Origin of the sequence: Flavobacterium sp. ZT3R18 (assembly GCF_007097385.1) — a bacterium.
Lineage (GTDB): Bacteria > Bacteroidota > Bacteroidia > Flavobacteriales > Flavobacteriaceae > Flavobacterium.
The window spans coordinates 79,754-98,797 of sequence record NZ_VJZS01000019.1; the positions used below are offsets into that span (position 1 = coordinate 79,754).

Below are 19,044 nucleotides of genomic sequence, written 5' to 3' on the forward strand. Positions count from 1 at the left end.
GGGAGAATAAGAATGTTTTTTTTCTGTATTTTAGCAGAATTAAAATATAAAAGATGTTTAAGAAAATAGTTGTTTTGATTTGTTTGGTTTACGGAATTGATAGCCAAAGTCAGAGTTTAAAATTAGAAGAAATCATGAAAGGCGAATCATTTGTAGGGGTACAGCCTACGAATGGGCATTGGTCGATAGATGGAAAAAAAATCTATTTTGAATGGAATCCTAATGACGATATTGATAAAAGCACCTATTATTGGGAGAAAGGAATGGCAGCCCCACAATTAGCTTCGGCAAAAGAAGTGGCTTTTTCAAGAATAAATTTAAAAAGAAATCCAAGTTCGGATTTAGGGTATTATATTGAAAATGGAGCTTTGTATTCGTATTCTGTTAAGAATAAAACAGCAAAAAAACTTTTGCAACAAACCAACGCAATTTCAAATTTGAAATTGGCTTTTGAGAGTGGAGTACTTTTCTTTGAACAAAACGGGAATCTTTTAAAATACAATACCAAAGAGGGAACAATACTGCAACTTACTAATTTTAAGGAAGGCAAAGAAGCAGAATCTGAAACTGAAAAAGAATCTTTCTTAAAGAGCCAACAAAAAGAATTGTTTCAATTTATTCGTGACCAAGAGGCGAAAAAGAAATGGAATACTGCAAAAACAATGGATATTAAGTCTGATTTTCCTAAATCATATTTCTATGACAAAAGCATCTTTGAAAATTTAAATATAAATCCGCAAGGGAACTTCGCAACATTTAGATTGACCGACAAAGTTGACGTTCAGAGTGAAAAAATGGAGACTTTTATAACAAAAGATGGTTATAATCAAACTCCAGATACTAAAGAGAAAGTATCAGTAAAAAATTTGGTACCTACGAAATTTGGAATCTATTCGGTTGCTAAGGATTCTGTTTATTATATGAACTTTTCATCATTGAGTCATATTCAGGATGTACCTAAATATTACGGTTTGTATGAAAATTTAAAGAGCGATAAAAAAACAGATAAATTAGTTGTGATTCAAGAACCGATCTACAATCAGGACGGAACTTTTGCTGTAGCAGAAATTAGAAGTCAGGATAATAAGGACAGATGGTTGGTGAAACTTAATTTAGAAAAAAACACTTTCGAAGAAATAGAGTATCAACATGATGAGGCTTGGATTGGCGGTCCTGGCATTCCTTCTGATGGTTTTGATTCGGGTACAATTGGTTTTCTTGCTGATAATGAAACTATTTATTTTCAATCAGAAGAAACGGGGTATTCTCATTTGTACACTTATAATATTAGAAACAAAAAGAAAACTCAACTTACCAAAGGCAATTGGGAAGTGCGAGATGTAAACGTATCAAAAGATAAGAAAACGTTTTATTTGACAACAAATACAACTCATCCTGGTAATAGGAATTTTTATAAATTATCGATTAGTGATGGTATTTTGCAACCCATTCTAACAAACGATGGTGCTCATGAAGTAAGTTTATCTCCGGATGAAAGTACTTTATTGGTTCGTTACTCCTTTAAAAACAAACCTTGGGAATTGTATTATGCCGAAAACAAAAATAACACAACACTCCACCAAATAACTTTTTCGACAAAAGAAGCATTTAAAAAATACCAATGGCGCGCTCCAGATGTGATTACATTTCAGGCTCAAGACGGAACATCAGTATATGCCAGATTGTATAAACCGCAATCGGAAAAGAGTAATAAAGCGGCAATTATTTTTGTTCATGGTGCAGGTTATCTTCAAAATGCTCATAATTATTGGAGTAATTACCACAGAGAATATATGTTTCATAATTTGTTGACTGATTTGGGTTACACCATATTAGATATTGATTACAGAGGAAGTGACGGATATGGCAGCCATTTTCGAACTGGAATATATCGTTTTATGGGCGGTAAGGATTTGACGGATCAAATAGATGGAAAAAATTATCTAGTCAAAAATCTGGGTATAGATGCCAGTAAAGTTGGAATTTATGGTGGCTCTTATGGTGGGTTTATTACTTTGATGGCTATGCTTACAGCTCCTAAAGAATTTGCTTCGGGAGCAGCTTTACGATCTGTTACCGATTGGGCACATTACAATCATGGCTATACCTCAAATATTCTTAATTTTCCAGAAACCGATCCAATTGCCTATAAAAAGAGTTCTCCAATCTATTTTGCAGATAATTTACAAGGAAATTTGTTGATGCTACACGGAATGGTAGATGATAATGTGGAATACAAAGATATTGTTCGTTTGTCACAGCGTTTTATTGAATTGGGAAAGAAAAATTGGAGTCTTTCTTCTTATCCAGTAGAAGCCCACGGGTTTAAAGAAACATATTCTTGGGTTGACGAATACAGCAGAATATTAAATTTATTTAATACCACGCTTCTTAAAAACTAGATATTTAGAGCAAACGACTTTAAAAAAAGTTAAACACGAATTACACAAATTCACACGAATAATTACCTTTTAAATTACACAAATCCTTTGAATTCGTGTAATTTAATTTTTAAAATTAATAAAATTAGTGCTAATTCGTGGAATTCGTGTTGAATAATGATGAAGGTGTTTGCGCTCACTAGATGATATTGCATTTTTCAAGCTGAATAATGTTTCTACATTTTTGTGTATCTCTTTTAAACAACCTATTTTTGCCAAAACAACAACAATACAACAACAACTACAAATGAGCAATACAATTACCACTACCAATTTTAATTTTCCGAATCAAAAATCAGTGTATCGCGGAAAAGTGAGAGAAGTTTATAATATCAATGACGATCTACTTGTGATGATTGCTACAGATAGGCTTTCGGCTTTTGATGTGGTTTTGCCAAAAGGTATTCCATACAAAGGGCAGATTTTGAATCAAATTGCCACAAAATTCATGGAATTGACTCAGGATATTGTTCCTAATTGGTTAATTGCTACTCCAGATCCAAGTGTTGCTGTTGGTCATTTGTGTGAGCCTTTCAAAGTTGAAATGGTAATTCGTGGATATCTTTCAGGTCATGCCGCACGTGAATATGCTCTTGGCAAAAGACAAATTTGTGGAGTAACAATGGCTGAGGGATTGAAAGAAAACGATAAATTCCCGGAACCAATTATTACGCCAACTACCAAAGCCGATAATGGGGAACACGATGCAGATATTTCTAGAGAAGCTATTCTAGCCAACGGAATCGTTACCGAGGAAGATTATTTGGTTTTAGAAAAATACACACGTGCTTTATTTCAAAGAGGAACTGAAATAGCAGCCAGTCGTGGTTTGATTTTGGTGGATACCAAATACGAATTTGGAAAAACCAAAGATGGTGTTATTGTATTGATAGATGAAATTCATACTCCAGATTCTTCTCGTTATTTTTATTCAGAAGGATATCAAGACAGACAAGACAACGGCGAAGAACAAAAACAATTGTCTAAAGAATTCGTGAGACGTTGGTTGATTCAAAATGGATTTCAAGGTCTAGAAGGGCAACAAATTCCAGAGATGACCGATGAATATATCGAAACAGTTTCGGATAGATATATAGAATTATACGAAAAAATTCTTGGAGAAGAGTTCGTGAAAGCGGATATCTCGAATATTAATGAACGTATTGAGAAAAATGTTTTGGCTTATTTGGCTAAGAGATAATAAAAAAAACACAATTATTTATGGTTAAAAATCCGCAATTCAATTCTGAATTGCGGATTTTTTTTAATCAAGTTTTGCGAGTTAAAAAGAGATGAATTTAATTGATTTTTTTGCGATAGCTTAGTTGTTTTGGCTTTGATGAAATTTGCTAAAAGCCTTTTTAATGAATTATTTTATACTGGTTAAAGTTTTGTTAATACTGTTACATAATGTTGACTCTGGAGTCTATTTAATTAAAAGAGTTTGATTTTAAACTTTTGTTTTGAAAACTAAAAAGATTTCGGTAACAATTCGTTTAATTAAAGGTTCTTTTGTCAGTAAAATGGAGTTAAAAGTTAACAAAACATTAAATTAAGTACTTTTTTAAACATAGTACCTTTTTTAACACTATATTTGCACAGCTAATTATTTCTAGCCGTTTAAAGTGTCAATCAAATCAGGAACATTTAATTAAATATAATCAATCAAAAATCAATCATTATGAAAAAATCAATCGTTTATCTAGGAGTAGCTTTAGTATCTTTTGCAAATGTTTCGTTTGCATCAAATTTAAATTCATTTTCCAATAACAAAAACATAGTCGAATTCTATGATGGCACAACGCCATTAAGTGTTGCTATAAGTAAGGGAGATATTGAGATAGTAAAAAAGTTTATTGAGTATGGTGCTGACGTAAATGAAAAATCAAACGGTATGAGTCCATTAATGACAGCAGCTCGTTACAACAAAGTGGAGATCATTAAATTTTTAATTTCAAAAGGTGCACATCTTAATGACAAAGATGAAAATGGATTTACTGCATTAAAATATGCCGAATTATCCAATGCAAAGGAGGCGATTCTAATATTAAAATAATCGAAAAAATTTAAAAGGCATCATTTCTACAAATGATGCCTTTTTTTATGCGTTATGGTTTTTGTGTTTTCTACAATTACTTATTCTCTAAATTTAATTTCAGGTTTTCAAGTCCAATTTCTAGATCTTTACCGAGCATTTCCTCCATGTTCATGACGGGTAACATCAAATTCATAGGGTAGGGCATATTGCCATTAAATCCCCATATCACTTTTGTTTGATTAGAGGAAATACTTTTTGTTATCATGAAAGCATTGTCTGTTGACTCAAAGGGAACTTTAAAACGGAGTTCAAAATCGATTCGTTCTCCCTCGTTTATTTTGATAATCTCTTGTTCGCCGATTCCCACATTTTTATCCTTGCTTTCCCAAGCCGAAATTGCTCCAACAGTTCCATCTGTTCCAGAGAATTTTTTTTTCATTGCGGGATCTATTTTTGCCCAAACACTAAAATCATCTTGATTTTTTAAATATTTAATATAGGTAAAAACACTGTCTTTGGGCGAATCTATAATGATTTCTCTTTCGATAGCATATTTTTTTGGTAAAAATAGAGCGATTAGTAATAAGAAAGCAATGATTGCTAACAAGCCAAACAAGATTTTTTTGACAACTTTCATAGTTTTAATTTTAGAGTTTATAATTAATTAAATTTATGTATTCTTCAAATCAAATTTAAGTTTCTACATAAAGGTATAAAAATTTATTCAAATTATATGTTTTCATCGAGGTCTATCACGAGAGATTATGTCTGGTTTAGTCATGGAGTAATTTAAATTCCCTCCTTATGTTCTTATTCATCGCTTCCATTTTATATGTAGCTTTCTTTTTTGTGTTAGAAGTCTATTTTTAATGAATCAAAAACGTCAATAAAATTGCAGTAAATGTTAATATAGAGTTAAATTTAAGTACTATGTAAAACATAATACCTTCTTTTAGCTATATATTTGTATAGGATATTATTATATGTTTTTAATGTTCCAAATGTATAATAATCAAACAAAATCAAAAAACAACAATCAAAAAGCAATCATCATGAAAAAATCAATTTTAATTTTAGGAATCGCATTAGTATCTTTAACTAATGTTTGTAATGCATCTAATGCTATTAACAATCAAATTCATCAAGGAAGTATTTTATCGGATTATGGTTTAGTGTCAAATGAATCGGAAACGGTTACAAAACCTTCTTTGAAAGAAGATACAGAGATTTTTAATCCTGAAACCGTTATTGCCTATAATCCTAAAACAGTGAAAGAAATCATTGCTGAAGAGGATAAAATAATAGAAAATACAGCTTCAGAGGATTTAGAATTTACGGCTTATGAAGAATCGATGAAAGAAATAATAGTACAATCCGATTTAATTGTAGAGAATACTGTTTCAAATGAAGTGTATCCTCTTTATATAGAAAGAACTATGGAAGATGAAATCGCAGAGCTTGAAATGATTATTGAAAGCAAAGAAACCAACGAAGTAAGTCTATTGGATTTTAAAAAGATCAACAGCAATTCTATAATGATAAATGCATTTAATTCTAAAAAGTTTGTTGGAATGAAATAACATCAAATTCACTAATCTGGAGGGTAAAAGGTTACCAATAAAAAAGCACCATTATAAGGATATAATGATGCTTTTTTTTATGCAACATAATGAGCTATATTTTTATAAGTTGCTTGTCTTGTGTTTTTGAAAACAGCAACAAAGCTGTAATGGCTGCAATAGTGGCAAACAGCATATCCGATTGCGTGTCCCAAACATATCCTTGTGTTCCTAGAAAGGCATCTCCGCCATTTCCTGTAGTAATAGAAACACCCCATTCAATCCATTCGTAAGCGGCGCTGATTGCCAAACAAACGGATACAATTATAAAGTTGAAAAAGCTTTGGTTAGCTATTACTTTTTTCCGAATAAATAGTTCTCGTGTAATCATGGCAGGTATAAAACCTTGAGCAAAATGACCAACCTTATCATAATTATTCCGACTTTGATGAAACACGTCTTTTATGTAATCGAACACGGGAACTTCGGCATAAGTATAATGCCCTCCGATGAAGAGGATAATACAATGTATTAAAATCAAAGTATAAGTAAAATTGGTAAATCGAAATTTTTTGAAAGTCAATACCAAGATTAAAACCCCAACTATTGCAGGAATAATTTCTAGGAAACAAGTAAAAACTTCTTTAGGGTTTGTAATTGTCCAAAGTAAGGTTAGAGTAAATATCAGTAATAAGGCGTAGATATATTTCATTTTTCAGGGTGTGATTATTTGTCTTAATAACTAGTATCATCAAGTTGTACTTTTCCATTGAATGTTCGGTACAAAAAGAAAAAATAAGCGGCTAATAAAGGAGCACCAATGGCAACAATAGTGAGCATAATTCCTAATGATTTTTGTGAAGAAGCCGCATTGTATATAGTAACGCTATATTTAGTATCAATTGTAGAAATTAAAAGCGTTGGATACAATTGCAAAGCAACAAGAATAAGCAAAAAAGCCATGGTCAAGGAAGAAAATACTAGTGCTAGCATATATCTTTTTTTTGAAACCAATCGGGGAACATTGGCTACAGCCAAAAAAGAGATTACAGGAACAACAAAATAAAGCGGATTTGCCCTGAAATTCGCCGTAACTTCTGGAATGAAAACTAAAGTATAAAGTGTGGTAATCCCGAAGCTTATGATGAAAAATATCATTCCATTTCTGAGCAAATAGGTTAGTCTAGCATGCAATCTTCCTTCGGTTTTTAATAAAAGATAGATAGCACCTTGAGTCATAAAAATGGATAGTGTTGTAAACCCAACCATTAAGGCGTATGGATTTAAGAATGAAAAAAACACACCTCCTTGATAACTGAAATTAGGTCCTAAAGCGAAGCCTTGCAAAATATTAGCCAAAACAACACCCAATAAAAAAGCAATCGAGATACTGGAAACACTGTAAATAACGTCCCAACTTCTTCTCCACCATACCATTTCTTCGACACTTCTAAATTTAATGGCAGCGGCTCGAAGCACATTTAACATCAAAAAAAGCATAAAAGGAACATACATTGCCGATAGCATGGTAGCGTACATTACTGGAAATCCTGCAAATAATGCTCCACCACCAATAATTAACCAAACTTGATTGGCATCCCAAACGGGAGCGATTGCGTTTATTGCAATCCTTCGGCTTAAATCTTTTCTTAAAAACAAATGCCATGCGCCAGCCCCAAAATCAAAACCTTCTAAAATTGCATAACCCGAAAACAATAATCCGATTACTAAATACCATAACGTAGGATAATCAATCCCTAAAAAAGTTTCCATACTATAAAGATTAAAAGGATTTGAATGTTACTGCTGTTTTTGACTCGTCATAAGGACCATGTTTTATTTTTTTGTTAACCGTGTATAAAAACAGGGCTAACAATAGGGAATAAACCACAGTAAACATAACCAATGAAAATACGATTTGATTGGAAGCAACTTCTTGAGAAAAAGCATTACTGGTTCTTAACTGACCATAAACTACCCAAGGTTGTCTTCCCATTTCGGCAGTAAACCATCCTACTTGATTGGCAATTTGGGGTAAAATGACAGCAAAAGAGAAAATCCACAAGAGCCATTTGGTTTCAAATAACCTTCCGCGCCACCATAAAAAGCTGGCGTATAAGGTAAGTCCGATTAATGCCATTCCTATGGCAACCATGATATGATAAAACTGGAAAACCGCATTTATTTGACTCGGTCTGTCTTCAACTGGAAAATTGTTTAATCCTTTTATGGGAGCATTAAAATCTTGATGCAACAAGAAAGACAGTCCGCCTGGAATTCCAATACCTGTAACTTTTTGTTTTTCTTTATCTACCCAGCCCAGAAAATATAAATCGGCGGGTTTGTCTTTTTGAAAATGACCTTCCATTGTAGCCAGTTTTGCAGGTTGATTAACCGCAACTCCATCTGCCGTACTGTGACCCGAAAGCAATTGGGTAAGCGAAAAAACGGTCGCGACAACTAAAGCAATTTTGAACGCTTTTTTAGATATTTGAACATAACGTCCTTTTCTAATATAATAAGCGTGTACACTTAAAACCAAAAAAGCTCCAGCTAAAATAGCACCTTGCCAAGTATGAATTATTCGATCTACACTTGATGGATTGAAGACCATTACCCAAAAATCTGTCACTTCGGCACGAGCGTTCAGTCCTGTACCAACGATATGATAACCCGCGGGTGTTTGTTGCCAGGAATTAGCAACTACAATCCAAACGGCAGAGAACATAGAACCTAAAAATACGCCTAAAGTAGATATAAAATGTACCCAAGGTTTGACACGATTCCATCCAAAAAGTAATACTCCAAGAAAAGTACTCTCTAAACCAAAGGCAAATAATCCTTCGGCGGCTAATGCACTTCCAAAAATATCACCTACATAACGGGAATATACCGCCCAATTGGTTCCAAATTCGAACTCCATTATAATTCCGGTCGCAACACCTATTCCAAAAGTTAAGGCGAATATTTTAATCCAAAAGCGGGTCAAAATTTCGTACTCTTTATTTCCGGTTTTAATGTAAAGTCCTTCCATGATTACCATTATTAATCCAATACCAATACTCAGTGGTGGATAAATATAGTGGAAGGCAATTGTAAAAGCAAATTGTATACGGGCTAGTATTTCAACATCCATAATAAAAATTGTTCATTTAAAAGTATGCGTAAATTTACGACAGAAACGGGACTAATGAGGCATTATAAAAGAATTTTAATAGAGCAAATTCTAACGTATTAATTATTAGTTGGTAAGGTTTTGTGTTTTTCAGAATAGAATTATAGTGCATTTATAATGAGGGATCTAAGTTTAAACTATTCCGTTTAAACTATTTATTCCTATAAAGTAAAAATGAGAAATTAGTTTCAAAAAAAAAGCACCATTATAAAATGATGCTTTTCGTTTTTTATTTGAAATAAGAAAAAGTTTCGTTGTTTTCAATCTTTAGTAGCGTTTCATAAATCAATTTGATCACGTTTTCTACATCCTCACGGTGAACCATTTCAACTGTTGTGTGCATGTATCGCAGCGGTAGAGAGATCAAAGCCGAGGCTACACCGCCATTACTGTAGGCAAACGCATCAGTATCTGTACCGGTAACGCGAGAAGAAGCCAGTCGCTGAAACGGAATGTTTTTTTCAATAGCAGTGTCCAAAATTAATTCTCTCAAGTTGTTTTGAACTGCAGGAGCATAAGTAACCACAGGACCTTTTCCGATTTTTGTATCTCCCTCAATTTTCTTTTCAATCATAGGAGTTGTAGAGTCGTGGCAAACATCAGTAACGATAGCCACATTTGGTTTGATGGTTTGGGTAATCATTTCGGCACCTCTCAGGCCTACTTCTTCTTGAACAGAGTTGGTAATGTACAATCCAAACGGAAGCTTAATATTGTTTTCGTGTAATAAACGAGCCACTTCGGCAATCATAAAACCACCCATTCGATTATCTATGGCACGACAAACAAATTTGTTTTCGTTCATAATCATAAATTCGTCAGGATAAGTAATAACACATCCTACATGAACGCCCATTTTTTCTACCTCTTCTTTGGTTTCGCAACCCAAATCAATAAAAATATTGCTAATTTTCGGGTTTTCTTCCTTGTCTCTGTTTCGAGTGTGTATGGCCGGCCACCCAAAAACACCTTTTACAATTCCATTTTTAGTGTGGATATTGACACGTTTTGATGGTGCAATTTGATGGTCTGAACCGCCGTTTCGAATTACATATACCATTCCGTCGTCAGTAATATAGTTGACATACCAAGCGATTTCGTCAGCATGTCCCTCAATGACAACTTTATAAGGAGCGTCTGGGTTAATAACCCCTACAGCTGTCCCGTAGGTATCCGTAATAAAGGTATCAACATAAGGTTTTAGATAATCCATCCATATTTTTTGACCTTCGGCTTCAAAACCAGTAGGGGAGGCATTGTTTAAGTATTTTTCTAAAAAGGCAATAGATGTTGCTTTTAATATTGAATCTGAACTCATAAAAATATTTTTTTGCTAAATTATAAATTTGCCTTTACAGTTGTATATATAATGTATAATTTTGTGCTAAAATTATTCGAATATGAAGCTTTTCAAAATTATAGTATTCTTTCTTTTTGCATCATTTGCAATTCAAGCTCAAGAAATAAAAAAAGACACTGTCCAAATGGGATATGTGTTGACAGATAATGACACTATCTTAGGGGATACAATACAATTGCCCGAAATAATAATAGAGAGGCATAAAATGAGCGAAGATGATAAAAAACAATTTCAATTACTTCAAAAGAGAGTGTATATTACGTATCCCTATGCAAGAGTAGCTGCCGAAAGATTGACCGCATTAAATAGAGGAATGCAAAAATTCACTAATAATAGGGACAAAAAGAGATACTTCAAAATAGTCGAAGATTACCTGAGCAACGAGTTTGAGGCCAGGCTGAAAAAACTTTCCAAAAAACAAGGACAAATACTAGTAAAGTTAATAGATAGGCAAACAGGAACATCAACTTATGATTTAATAAAGAATCTTAAAAGTGGTTGGAAAGCCTTTTGGTCTAATACCGCAGCGAGTATGTTTGATATAAATTTAAAACTGAAGTATCAGCCGTACGATGTCAACGAGGATTATTTAATAGAAACCATATTGGTAAGAGCATTTGAGTCGGGTCGCTTAAGAAATCAAACTCCTGTAAATCCTATAGATTATGATAAGTTATCAGAGTCTTGGGAAGCAAAAAGTAAATAAAGACAAATTAGAATTTTTTGTATAAAAAAAGGCAATTATCTACGGATAATTGCTTTTTTTATACAACTAACTGTAATAGTAAGTATTTACTGGGTAATTGCACTTTGTTTTCGAGGAGTCTGAAATGTTTGTGTTTTTGTTTTTTTTAAGTATTATAATTAGTGGTTTGTTATATATTTAGCAGTAAAATTACTTTTACATCTATTATTTAACAAAAAATCACTTTTTAAAATTTGTTTTTTATGGTTTAATTTGTAGGTTTACGCCTTGATAACTATTAATTAACCAAAAATTTACAAATGAAAAAAAGATTACTCAGTTTTGTTGTGATGCTTATTGCGATTTCCGGATGGTCGCAAAATGGATCTCAAAATGATTATTCGGTTTCTATAAATGGAAACAGAATTACTACTACTGCCAATTTTAAACGGCAAGTTGAAGAGCTTAAAAAAAGTACAAACAAGCAAAGTTCAAAAACAGAATACACTTTGTTGCAGTTTACAAAAATTCCATCTTTAGAGGAACAGCAAAAATTAAAAAAACAAGGGATAACCTTACTGAGCTATTTGTCTAATAATGCCTATTATGCTTCTGTTAATTCTCAGTTTTATGCCAGAGGTACAGTTTCGGATAATATCAGAACTAAAATAGCTATTGATCCAAAGTATAAATTGGATCCGACTATTGCACTTGGAGAAATTCCAAATTATGCTTTAGAGGGAAATGCAGTAAAAGTTGTGGTGAGCTATTTTAAAGGAGCGGATAACAATGTTATTGAAAAAGATTTAGCAGAACTAAAAGCAAGCGATGTAAGAAATTCAAAATCTTTCAACACTGTTTACTTGAGTCTATCTAAAGAGAAGTTATTACAAGTAGCCAAATTAAATTGGGTGCAAAACATTGAATTGGTAGGACCTCCAATGGTGGCGGACAATCAACCGGGTAGATCTTCTCATAAAGCGAATGTATTAAGTTCTAATATTGCAGGACTTGGATACGGCTTGACAGGAAATGGTGTGAAAGTAGGTATTTGGGATGGAAATCTTGAAAAACACAAAGATCATACAGGTAGAGTAAAAAACAAAGAATATCAATCGCCAAGTTCACATGGGGATCATGTTTCGGGTACTATTGGTGGAGCAGGAGTTTTAGATCCTAAAGCCAGAGGTATGGCGCCAGAAGTGCAAATGTTTGGTTGGAATTTTAATGTCCAATCGAATGGCTTGCAGGTTTTTGAAGAAAGAGACCTTGCTGCACAAAATGACGGTGTTGAACTTACTTCAAACTCTTACGGATCTAGCCTTACTTCAGGTTATAACTTGTTGAGATATAGTGCAGGAGATAAAGGAGATGATGACGTAACAGTTAAATACCCTTATCTTTTGAATGTATATTCTAATGGTAACTCGCAAAGTGCTTATCCAGGTGGATTTAGTACTTCTACAAAATGTTCGAAAAATGCGTTGCACGTTGCAGCAAATGATCCGAACGATAGAATTAGTAACTATAGTAGTTTTGGGCCTACAATTGATGGGCGTTTAGTGCCTCAAATTGCAGCCGTGGGTACAGATGTGTATTCTTTGGATTATAGTAATGGATACCAAGTAATGAGCGGAACTTCAATGGCTACACCAGGTACAACTGGTACATTGGCTTTGCTTTATGAAAGATATAAAAGCATTTATAACGGTAACAAACCATTAGCTTCTATGATGAAGGCTTTAGTATGTAATACCGCTAAAGATGTGGGTAATCCGGGGCCAGATTATAAGTATGGTTTTGGGAATCTAAATGGTTTAAGAGCAATAAAAGCCTTGGATAAAAAACAATTCTTTACTGCTTCTGTTGCTAATGCAGCAACCTATGAAAAAGAAATCGTTGTTCCAACTGGTTTAGTTGGACTAAAGGTGATGTTGGCTTATTCTGATTTAGGAACAACTGCTGGAGCAAATAATATCCTTGTAAATAATTTAGATATTAAAATTGTTAAGGATGGTATAACTACTCTTCCTTGGATTTTGAATGCCGCTCAACCTAATGCCAACGCAACTAGAGGAGTAGATAATTTGAATAATATCGAACAAATCACCCTAGATAATCCTGCTGCGGGTACATACAAAATCATTGTTACGGGAGCAAATGTTCCCTTAGATGCACAAGAATTTTCAGTTGTATATGATTATGTAGCGCCAGAATTAATTTTGACTTATCCAATTGGTGGTGAAAAATTCAATCCTGATACAACAGAATACATTCGTTGGGATTATGAAGGTGAAGCTAAAACATTCACAATAGAATATTCTTTAGATGGTGGTTTGAATTATACAATCATTGCTTCTAATGTTCCTACTGATGCCAGAAATTTTGCGTGGACTGTTCCTGCGGGAATTCTAGGTAATGCTAAAGTTAGAGTAAGTGCAGGAACTAAAGTAATGGCTTCGAAAGAAACTTTTACTATTATGACCGAGCCTAAAAACTTAGTAATTGCTCCAGCAGTTTGTGGAACTTCATCTTATAAAATGGGTTGGGATCCTATCGTTGGTGCTAAATACGAAGTTTTAAAAATAAACGGTTTTAAATTTGACGTAGTAGCTACAGTTACAACACCAACTTATACATTCGACAATTTAACAGCAGGTGATGATAACTGGTTTACAGTTCGTGCAATCGATGTAGCAACAGGTATTGCTTCTGAAAGAGTAAGAGCAGTAAATGTAGAGCCAATTGTTAAACCCGTTTTAACAGCGGCAAACATTCCTTTCAAAGAAACATTCAACGAAAGAAAAGCAACCAACTTCATTTTATCTAAAGCTTCGGCAACCGGAGCTATTGGTTATGAAGTGATAAATCCAACATTGTTAGATGGTGTAAAAATGTCTGGTTCAGGTACTGCAAGCCCAACAGTATGGGTAGCGAGTACTACAGCAAATGCTTTTGCAAACAATCCTAATTATATCAAAAGATTATCTTTCTGTGATATCGATGGAACAAGTTTGACTGGTAAAGCAATGCGTTTGAAATTCAATTTAGTTTGGAACAGTGTTGGGCCAGTTAATAAAAATTTCTTTAGACTTCTTGTGAATGGAACACCGGTGAATAGTGCCGATGGAGTATCTGTTTATGGTGGTGCTGCACTTACTGGAAACACAGTGTTGACTTATGATTTGTCTACCTATGCCGGAACTTCATTTAGTTTGACTTTTGAAGGAGTGATGGCTAATGATGCTACAACGGCCAGTCCTCCTGTTTATTCAAATGTCTCTATTGATAATGTAGAAATGTATGAAGCTACTGCAACCGATTTGGCTTTGACTTCTTTTGTATCAAATACAGGTCTAACAGCTGCGGAAACAGTAACAATGAAAGTATATAACTACTCTCCAGTTGCAATAACTAATATCCCGGTTTCTTATAAAATCAACGCAGGAGCAGCAGTTCTTGAAACTATGCCAGGACCAATTGCACCGTTAAGCGAAGCGACTTATAGCTTTACTCAAAAAGCTGATTTCTCTGCTGGTGGAGTTTATACTGTGCTAGGGAATGTGAATTATGTGGGTGATGCTGTAGCTGGAAATAATTCCAAAACAAATTCAGTTACTAATTCTGGTACAGATATCTCAATAGGTTCTGTAGCTACAGTTACTACTTGTTCTGCGGTGTTTACAGATAACGGTACTCGTTTTGCGAATTATCCAGATGCCTCAACGAAAACTACTACTTTTAAACCTGCAACTGCGGGTAATAGTGTAAAAGTAGTTTTCTCAGAATATGCAACAGAAGCAGGGTATGATTTCTTGTATATTTACAATGGACCTACTGCGGCTTCTCCTTTATTGGGTAAGTTTGATACTGACAATCCTCCAACGTCGCTAACTTCTACAGCAACTGGTGGTGAATTGACGTTTAAATTTGTTTCTGATTCAGATTATAATGAGTCAGGTTGGATTGCCAATATCTCTTGCGTACCTGCAGTAGCAGCGGTGAGTGATTCAGGCATTACTTATATTGTTTCCCCTGATGTTTTAGGAAAGAAAACAAGCACCAATAACATTACAATTCAAGTGAAAAACTACAGTGCAGCGGCATTAACCAATGTTCCAGTTTTCTATCAAGTAAACGGCGGAGCAAAAGTGACGGATGTAATTCCAACTATCGCTTCTTTAGGTACTGCTACTTTTACTTTTGCAACAACAGCAGATTTGTCTATCGCAGATGCGAAATATACAATTGTAACAGGTGTTGACCAAGTAGATGGTGATTTGACTAATAATACATTGACCAAAGATGTTTATAATAAGAATGCTTTGCCAGTTCATACCAATACAGATGGTTATGCTGTTGCTCAATTAAAATGGAATGATGTTGTCAATCCATCTGGAACTACTGCTTATTCTGATTTTAAGAATATCAAAATCCCAGTTTACGCAGGATTTACATATCAACCAGAAGTTACTATTGCAAAATCAGAAAGACCAATATCTAGAGACCAAACTGCTAATCCGGGTGTGTTTACTATGATAGTAATCGATTTAAATGGTGATGGAAATGTAACAGATGAATTTTATGCTGGAACTTTCTGGGTTAATACCTTGAATACTGCCACTGCTCCAGGTGTTGCTTCTACATTAGGGATGCATTATTTTAGAGATAATATCACTCTGACAGGTGGTTTGACTATTCCTGCTAATACAACTGCTGGTCAAAAAATGATGAGAGTAATTCATATGTTCCGTTCACCAAATGAATATTATAATGTAAATCTTGGACCAACTATTGACGGATTGACAAGTTCTAGACCAGATTTTGAAGTTGAAGAATACATTATTAATGTGTTGCCTTTTACAGCTATTGATGCAAGTGTGGATATGATCTCATCTCCATTAAAGGCAGGGATGAAACCAGTAACGGTTAGTGCGGTTGTTCGTAATTACTCGAATGCTGCTATTGCTAATTTCCCAATTGCTTATAAAATCAATGGAGGAACAGAAGTGGTTGAAACTGTTACAGCATCTATTGCTGCTGGTGCAGCGGCTACTTATTCATTTGTTACAAAAGCTGATTTGAGTGTGCCAAATGACTATTCAATTGCAGTTTATACTAAATTGGTTGGCGATACAGATGCAACAAATGATTCTAAAACAGTAACGCTTTCACATGCGGCAAATTATGCCACAAATGTCACAGGGTCGTTTGATGGTATTGATGATTATATCGTTTCAGGTGTTACTCCTGCTCTGGATTTAACCAATAATTTTACTTTTGAAGCTTGGATTAATCAAAAAAGCCCAAGCGTTTTCGGTAGAATCTTAGACAAAAGCAAAGTATTGTTGTTTGTTTGTAACGAGGTAAATCATTCTTTATATAAAGAAAATAGTTTGGTATTATCTGTGACTGGTACAGGGGGAGCATTTGCTCTTAATACTGGTTTAAATACAGTTAAGCAAAACAAATGGCATCATGTTGCTGTTTCTGTAAATGCTACGAATGTATATACTATTTATATAGATGGTGTTTCAGTTCCGTATACCCTTGCTTCAGGTTCTGCTACTTCTGCAGTTGTTAGTAATGCTGCTTTTCCCGCTTTCATTGGGAATAATGCTGGCTTAGCTCGTGGTTTCAACGGGAACATAGACGAAGTTCGAATTTGGTCAGGTGTTCGTGACCAAGCAACAATTGCAGCTAATGCAATGACAAAATATCTTGGAAACGAAGCAGGTTTATTGGCTTATTATTCTTTTGCCGAAGGAGATAAACAATTTGTTTATGATACTACTACAAATGATAATACAGCTGTTGTGACAAACGCAAATACGAACGGATTGGGAGAAGGTAAATTTTGGAAAGTTCCAGTTTTGCTGCAAAAGTTAGATTTTGTAAACCAACTTTCATCGTCTTATGATGCTAGTACAAAAACGTATACTGTATTATTAAATGATGGAGCCAATGTAACTACTGTGGTTGCTAATTTTTCATTAGGAATGAATAGTATAGCAAAAATTGGTGGAGTCGTACAAGTAAATGGAGTTACCTCAAATGATTATACAAATCCTGTTAGTTTTACGGTAGAAGGAGTTGGTTTTAATACTGGTATTTCAGAATCGTATACTATTAAAGTACTTACTGGTTTAAGTAACGAAAGTAAATTGCTTAGTTATGATTTCAAAACAGCATGGAATCCTGGATTGATGCAAGAAATTAATACAGCGATTGTTGGAAGTAATGCTACTAAAACCCTTCCATACGGTTTTAATGTTTCAAACTTACGTGCTGATTTTGCTGTTTCGCCAGGGGCTGAGCTTTTCATTGACGGTGTTAAACAATTGAATTCAAGAACTGTTGCGGCTGACTATACGAATAGTTATGTGGTTACTGTAGTTTCAGAAAATAAACTTTCTCAAACTAATTATATGGTAACATTGAATACAAAAGAAGCGAATATTACAGCGTACTCTGTATTTAATCAAATTGGCACAAGTGTTATTGATGCGGGATCAAAAACAGTAAAGGTTTTTGTGAATAATAATGCTAATTTAAGTGCATTAGTTCCAGTTTTTCAAGTGTCAGATTTAGCTACATTGCGTATTGGGACTTCTCTTCAAAATAGTGGTGTAACCGCTTTAAATTATACAGAAGCTGTTGGTTATAATGTTCTTGCTCAAAACGGGGCTATTGACAACTGGACTGTGATAATTGAAAGAGTAAAACCAATAATTACTCTTTTGGGAGGCGCTGTAGTTTCTCTTAATAAAGGATGTGTTTATACCGAAGCGGGATTTGCTGCTAAGGATAATTTAAACGCAGATATTGCTGCTGGAGTTGTAACTTCGGGTACTGTTGATATGAATACACCAGGGCAATACACTCTTACGTATACAGCTAAAGACGCGTTAAATAATACGTCTTCTGTAACTCGTACAGTTAATGTTTTAACTACGGCTTGTAGTTTAGGAGTAGTTACTAGTACAATAGATGGTTTTGTTATTTATCCAAATCCTGTAAAAGATGGAAAAGTAAATATAATAACTAGATCTAATGGTGATAAGAATATTGGTATATCTGATATGTCGGGAAAAAAGGTTCTCTCTTTGCAAACTGCAAATGAAGAACTAAATCTTCCTAATCTTCCAAAAGGAGTTTATATGATAAAAGTAGAGCAAGATGGTAAAACGTCAACTCAAAAACTAATTGTAGAATAAACAGTTTTGTAAAATTGTTTTTAACTGCCTGAAGCTATCTTCAGGCAGTTTTTTTTGGTATAATAATTCCTCAATGAATATTGATGATCCACCCGTATCTTTATAAGGCGAAGAAATCCCGATAATTATCAGGACGCGTTATAAAGGATACCGCTTCTATCAGGGCTGTGGCATCGGTTTTCATAACAATGTTGATTTTAGAAAAAGTTATACCTTATATATAGGTGAAGCGATTTCAGGAAAAAATCCGCGTCGATCCGTGTTTTCGCATTAGCGAATCCGTATAATCCGCGTCCCATTCAGGGGATAGCAAACCTAATCCAATCACCAAAACCCTGTAAAACCGATCGAATTGTCAAAAACGGCTACAAAACAATCGCAACTGCTAAAAAAGCGTAAATCCTAACCGCCAACAAACCAATGGCTTAAAACCAACTTTAAGAAAAGGTTAAAAAAAGGTTAGAAAAGCTATTGTTTCCCCGCATAAAGGGGCTACTTTTGCACCCGCAACAACGCAGACGTTCATTAACAGATTGACAAGCCCGCCGAATTAATACTGGAAATTTATT

Annotated in this window: 11 protein-coding genes; 6 read left to right on the forward strand and 5 right to left on the reverse strand. The window is 34.2% G+C overall.

The window, feature by feature from the left end:
- The first annotated feature begins 53 nt into the window (after positions 1–53).
- The 3 genes from FNW52_RS16695 to FNW52_RS16705 all read left to right on the forward strand — a co-directional run bounded on the left by FNW52_RS16695 (position 54) and on the right by FNW52_RS16705 (position 4,497).
- Positions 54–2,402 carry a prolyl oligopeptidase family serine peptidase gene (locus FNW52_RS16695; protein ID WP_143378614.1) on the forward strand — a complete coding sequence of 783 codons (2,349 nt, stop codon included), beginning with the start codon at positions 54–56 and terminating at the stop codon, positions 2,400–2,402.
- 286 nt (positions 2,403–2,688) lie between these two features.
- The gene (locus tag FNW52_RS16700) at positions 2,689–3,642 is read left to right on the forward strand and encodes a phosphoribosylaminoimidazolesuccinocarboxamide synthase (RefSeq protein WP_143378615.1); all 954 of its coding nucleotides are present in this window, start codon (positions 2,689–2,691) and stop codon (positions 3,640–3,642) included.
- Positions 3,643–4,122: 480 nt separating this feature from the next.
- Positions 4,123–4,497, forward strand: coding sequence for an ankyrin repeat domain-containing protein (locus tag FNW52_RS16705; RefSeq protein WP_143378616.1), 375 nt, complete (start codon positions 4,123–4,125; stop codon positions 4,495–4,497).
- A 76-nt stretch (positions 4,498–4,573) separates the two neighbouring features.
- On the opposite strand, the gene FNW52_RS16710 is transcribed toward FNW52_RS16705, so the two are convergent.
- Positions 4,574–5,116, reverse strand: coding sequence for an SRPBCC family protein (locus FNW52_RS16710; RefSeq protein ID WP_143378617.1), 543 nt, complete (start codon positions 5,114–5,116; stop codon positions 4,574–4,576).
- 415 nt (positions 5,117–5,531) lie between these two features.
- Between FNW52_RS16710 and FNW52_RS16715 the strand changes: the two genes are divergently transcribed.
- Entirely contained in the window at positions 5,532–6,059 is a 528-nt protein-coding gene (locus FNW52_RS16715; RefSeq protein ID WP_143378618.1) for a hypothetical protein, read from the forward strand.
- Positions 6,060–6,153: 94 nt separating this feature from the next.
- Here FNW52_RS16715 and FNW52_RS16720 read toward each other — a convergent pair whose 3' ends face one another.
- From FNW52_RS16720 to FNW52_RS16735, 4 genes are all read right to left on the reverse strand, one after another.
- Positions 6,154–6,750 carry a DUF2238 domain-containing protein gene (locus FNW52_RS16720; RefSeq protein WP_143378619.1) on the reverse strand — a complete coding sequence of 199 codons (597 nt, stop codon included), beginning with the start codon at positions 6,748–6,750 and terminating at the stop codon, positions 6,154–6,156.
- Positions 6,751–6,773: 23 nt separating this feature from the next.
- Positions 6,774–7,811, reverse strand: a complete 1,038-nt coding sequence (gene cydB, locus FNW52_RS16725; protein ID WP_143378620.1) for a cytochrome d ubiquinol oxidase subunit II — start codon at positions 7,809–7,811, stop codon at positions 6,774–6,776.
- Between the two features lie 10 nt (positions 7,812–7,821).
- Positions 7,822–9,174 (reverse strand): cytochrome ubiquinol oxidase subunit I, encoded by a 1,353-nt coding sequence (locus FNW52_RS16730; protein WP_143378621.1) that lies wholly within the window; start codon positions 9,172–9,174, stop codon positions 7,822–7,824.
- A 268-nt stretch (positions 9,175–9,442) separates the two neighbouring features.
- Entirely contained in the window at positions 9,443–10,531 is a 1,089-nt protein-coding gene (locus FNW52_RS16735) for a M42 family metallopeptidase (RefSeq protein WP_143378622.1), read from the reverse strand.
- An 82-nt stretch (positions 10,532–10,613) separates the two neighbouring features.
- Between FNW52_RS16735 and FNW52_RS16740 the strand changes: the two genes are divergently transcribed.
- Together FNW52_RS16740 and FNW52_RS16745 are read left to right on the forward strand one after the other, a co-directional pair.
- On the forward strand, positions 10,614–11,279 hold the full coding sequence (locus tag FNW52_RS16740; protein WP_143378623.1) for a DUF4294 domain-containing protein: 666 nt from the start codon (positions 10,614–10,616) through the stop codon (positions 11,277–11,279).
- A gap of 299 nt (positions 11,280–11,578) precedes the next feature.
- The gene (locus FNW52_RS16745; RefSeq protein ID WP_143378624.1) at positions 11,579–18,475 is read left to right on the forward strand and encodes a S8 family serine peptidase; all 6,897 of its coding nucleotides are present in this window, start codon (positions 11,579–11,581) and stop codon (positions 18,473–18,475) included.
- The last annotated feature ends 569 nt before the right edge of the window (positions 18,476–19,044 follow it).

What these genes read in the sequence shown, in the direction of transcription:
- FNW52_RS16695 (WP_143378614.1), top strand. Translation starts at nt 54, where the DNA reads ATGTTTAAGAAAATAGTTGTTTTGATTTGTTTGGTTTACGGAATTGAT.
- FNW52_RS16700 (WP_143378615.1), top strand. Translation starts at nt 2,689, where the DNA reads ATGAGCAATACAATTACCACTACCAATTTTAATTTTCCGAATCAAAAA.
- FNW52_RS16705 (WP_143378616.1), top strand. Translation starts at nt 4,123, where the DNA reads ATGAAAAAATCAATCGTTTATCTAGGAGTAGCTTTAGTATCTTTTGCA.
- FNW52_RS16710 (WP_143378617.1), bottom strand. Translation starts at nt 5,116, where the DNA reads ATGAAAGTTGTCAAAAAAATCTTGTTTGGCTTGTTAGCAATCATTGCT.
- FNW52_RS16715 (WP_143378618.1), top strand. Translation starts at nt 5,532, where the DNA reads ATGAAAAAATCAATTTTAATTTTAGGAATCGCATTAGTATCTTTAACT.
- FNW52_RS16720 (WP_143378619.1), bottom strand. Translation starts at nt 6,750, where the DNA reads ATGAAATATATCTACGCCTTATTACTGATATTTACTCTAACCTTACTT.
- cydB (WP_143378620.1), bottom strand. Translation starts at nt 7,811, where the DNA reads ATGGAAACTTTTTTAGGGATTGATTATCCTACGTTATGGTATTTAGTA.
- FNW52_RS16730 (WP_143378621.1), bottom strand. Translation starts at nt 9,174, where the DNA reads ATGGATGTTGAAATACTAGCCCGTATACAATTTGCTTTTACAATTGCC.
- FNW52_RS16735 (WP_143378622.1), bottom strand. Translation starts at nt 10,531, where the DNA reads ATGAGTTCAGATTCAATATTAAAAGCAACATCTATTGCCTTTTTAGAA.
- FNW52_RS16740 (WP_143378623.1), top strand. Translation starts at nt 10,614, where the DNA reads ATGAAGCTTTTCAAAATTATAGTATTCTTTCTTTTTGCATCATTTGCA.
- FNW52_RS16745 (WP_143378624.1), top strand. Translation starts at nt 11,579, where the DNA reads ATGAAAAAAAGATTACTCAGTTTTGTTGTGATGCTTATTGCGATTTCC.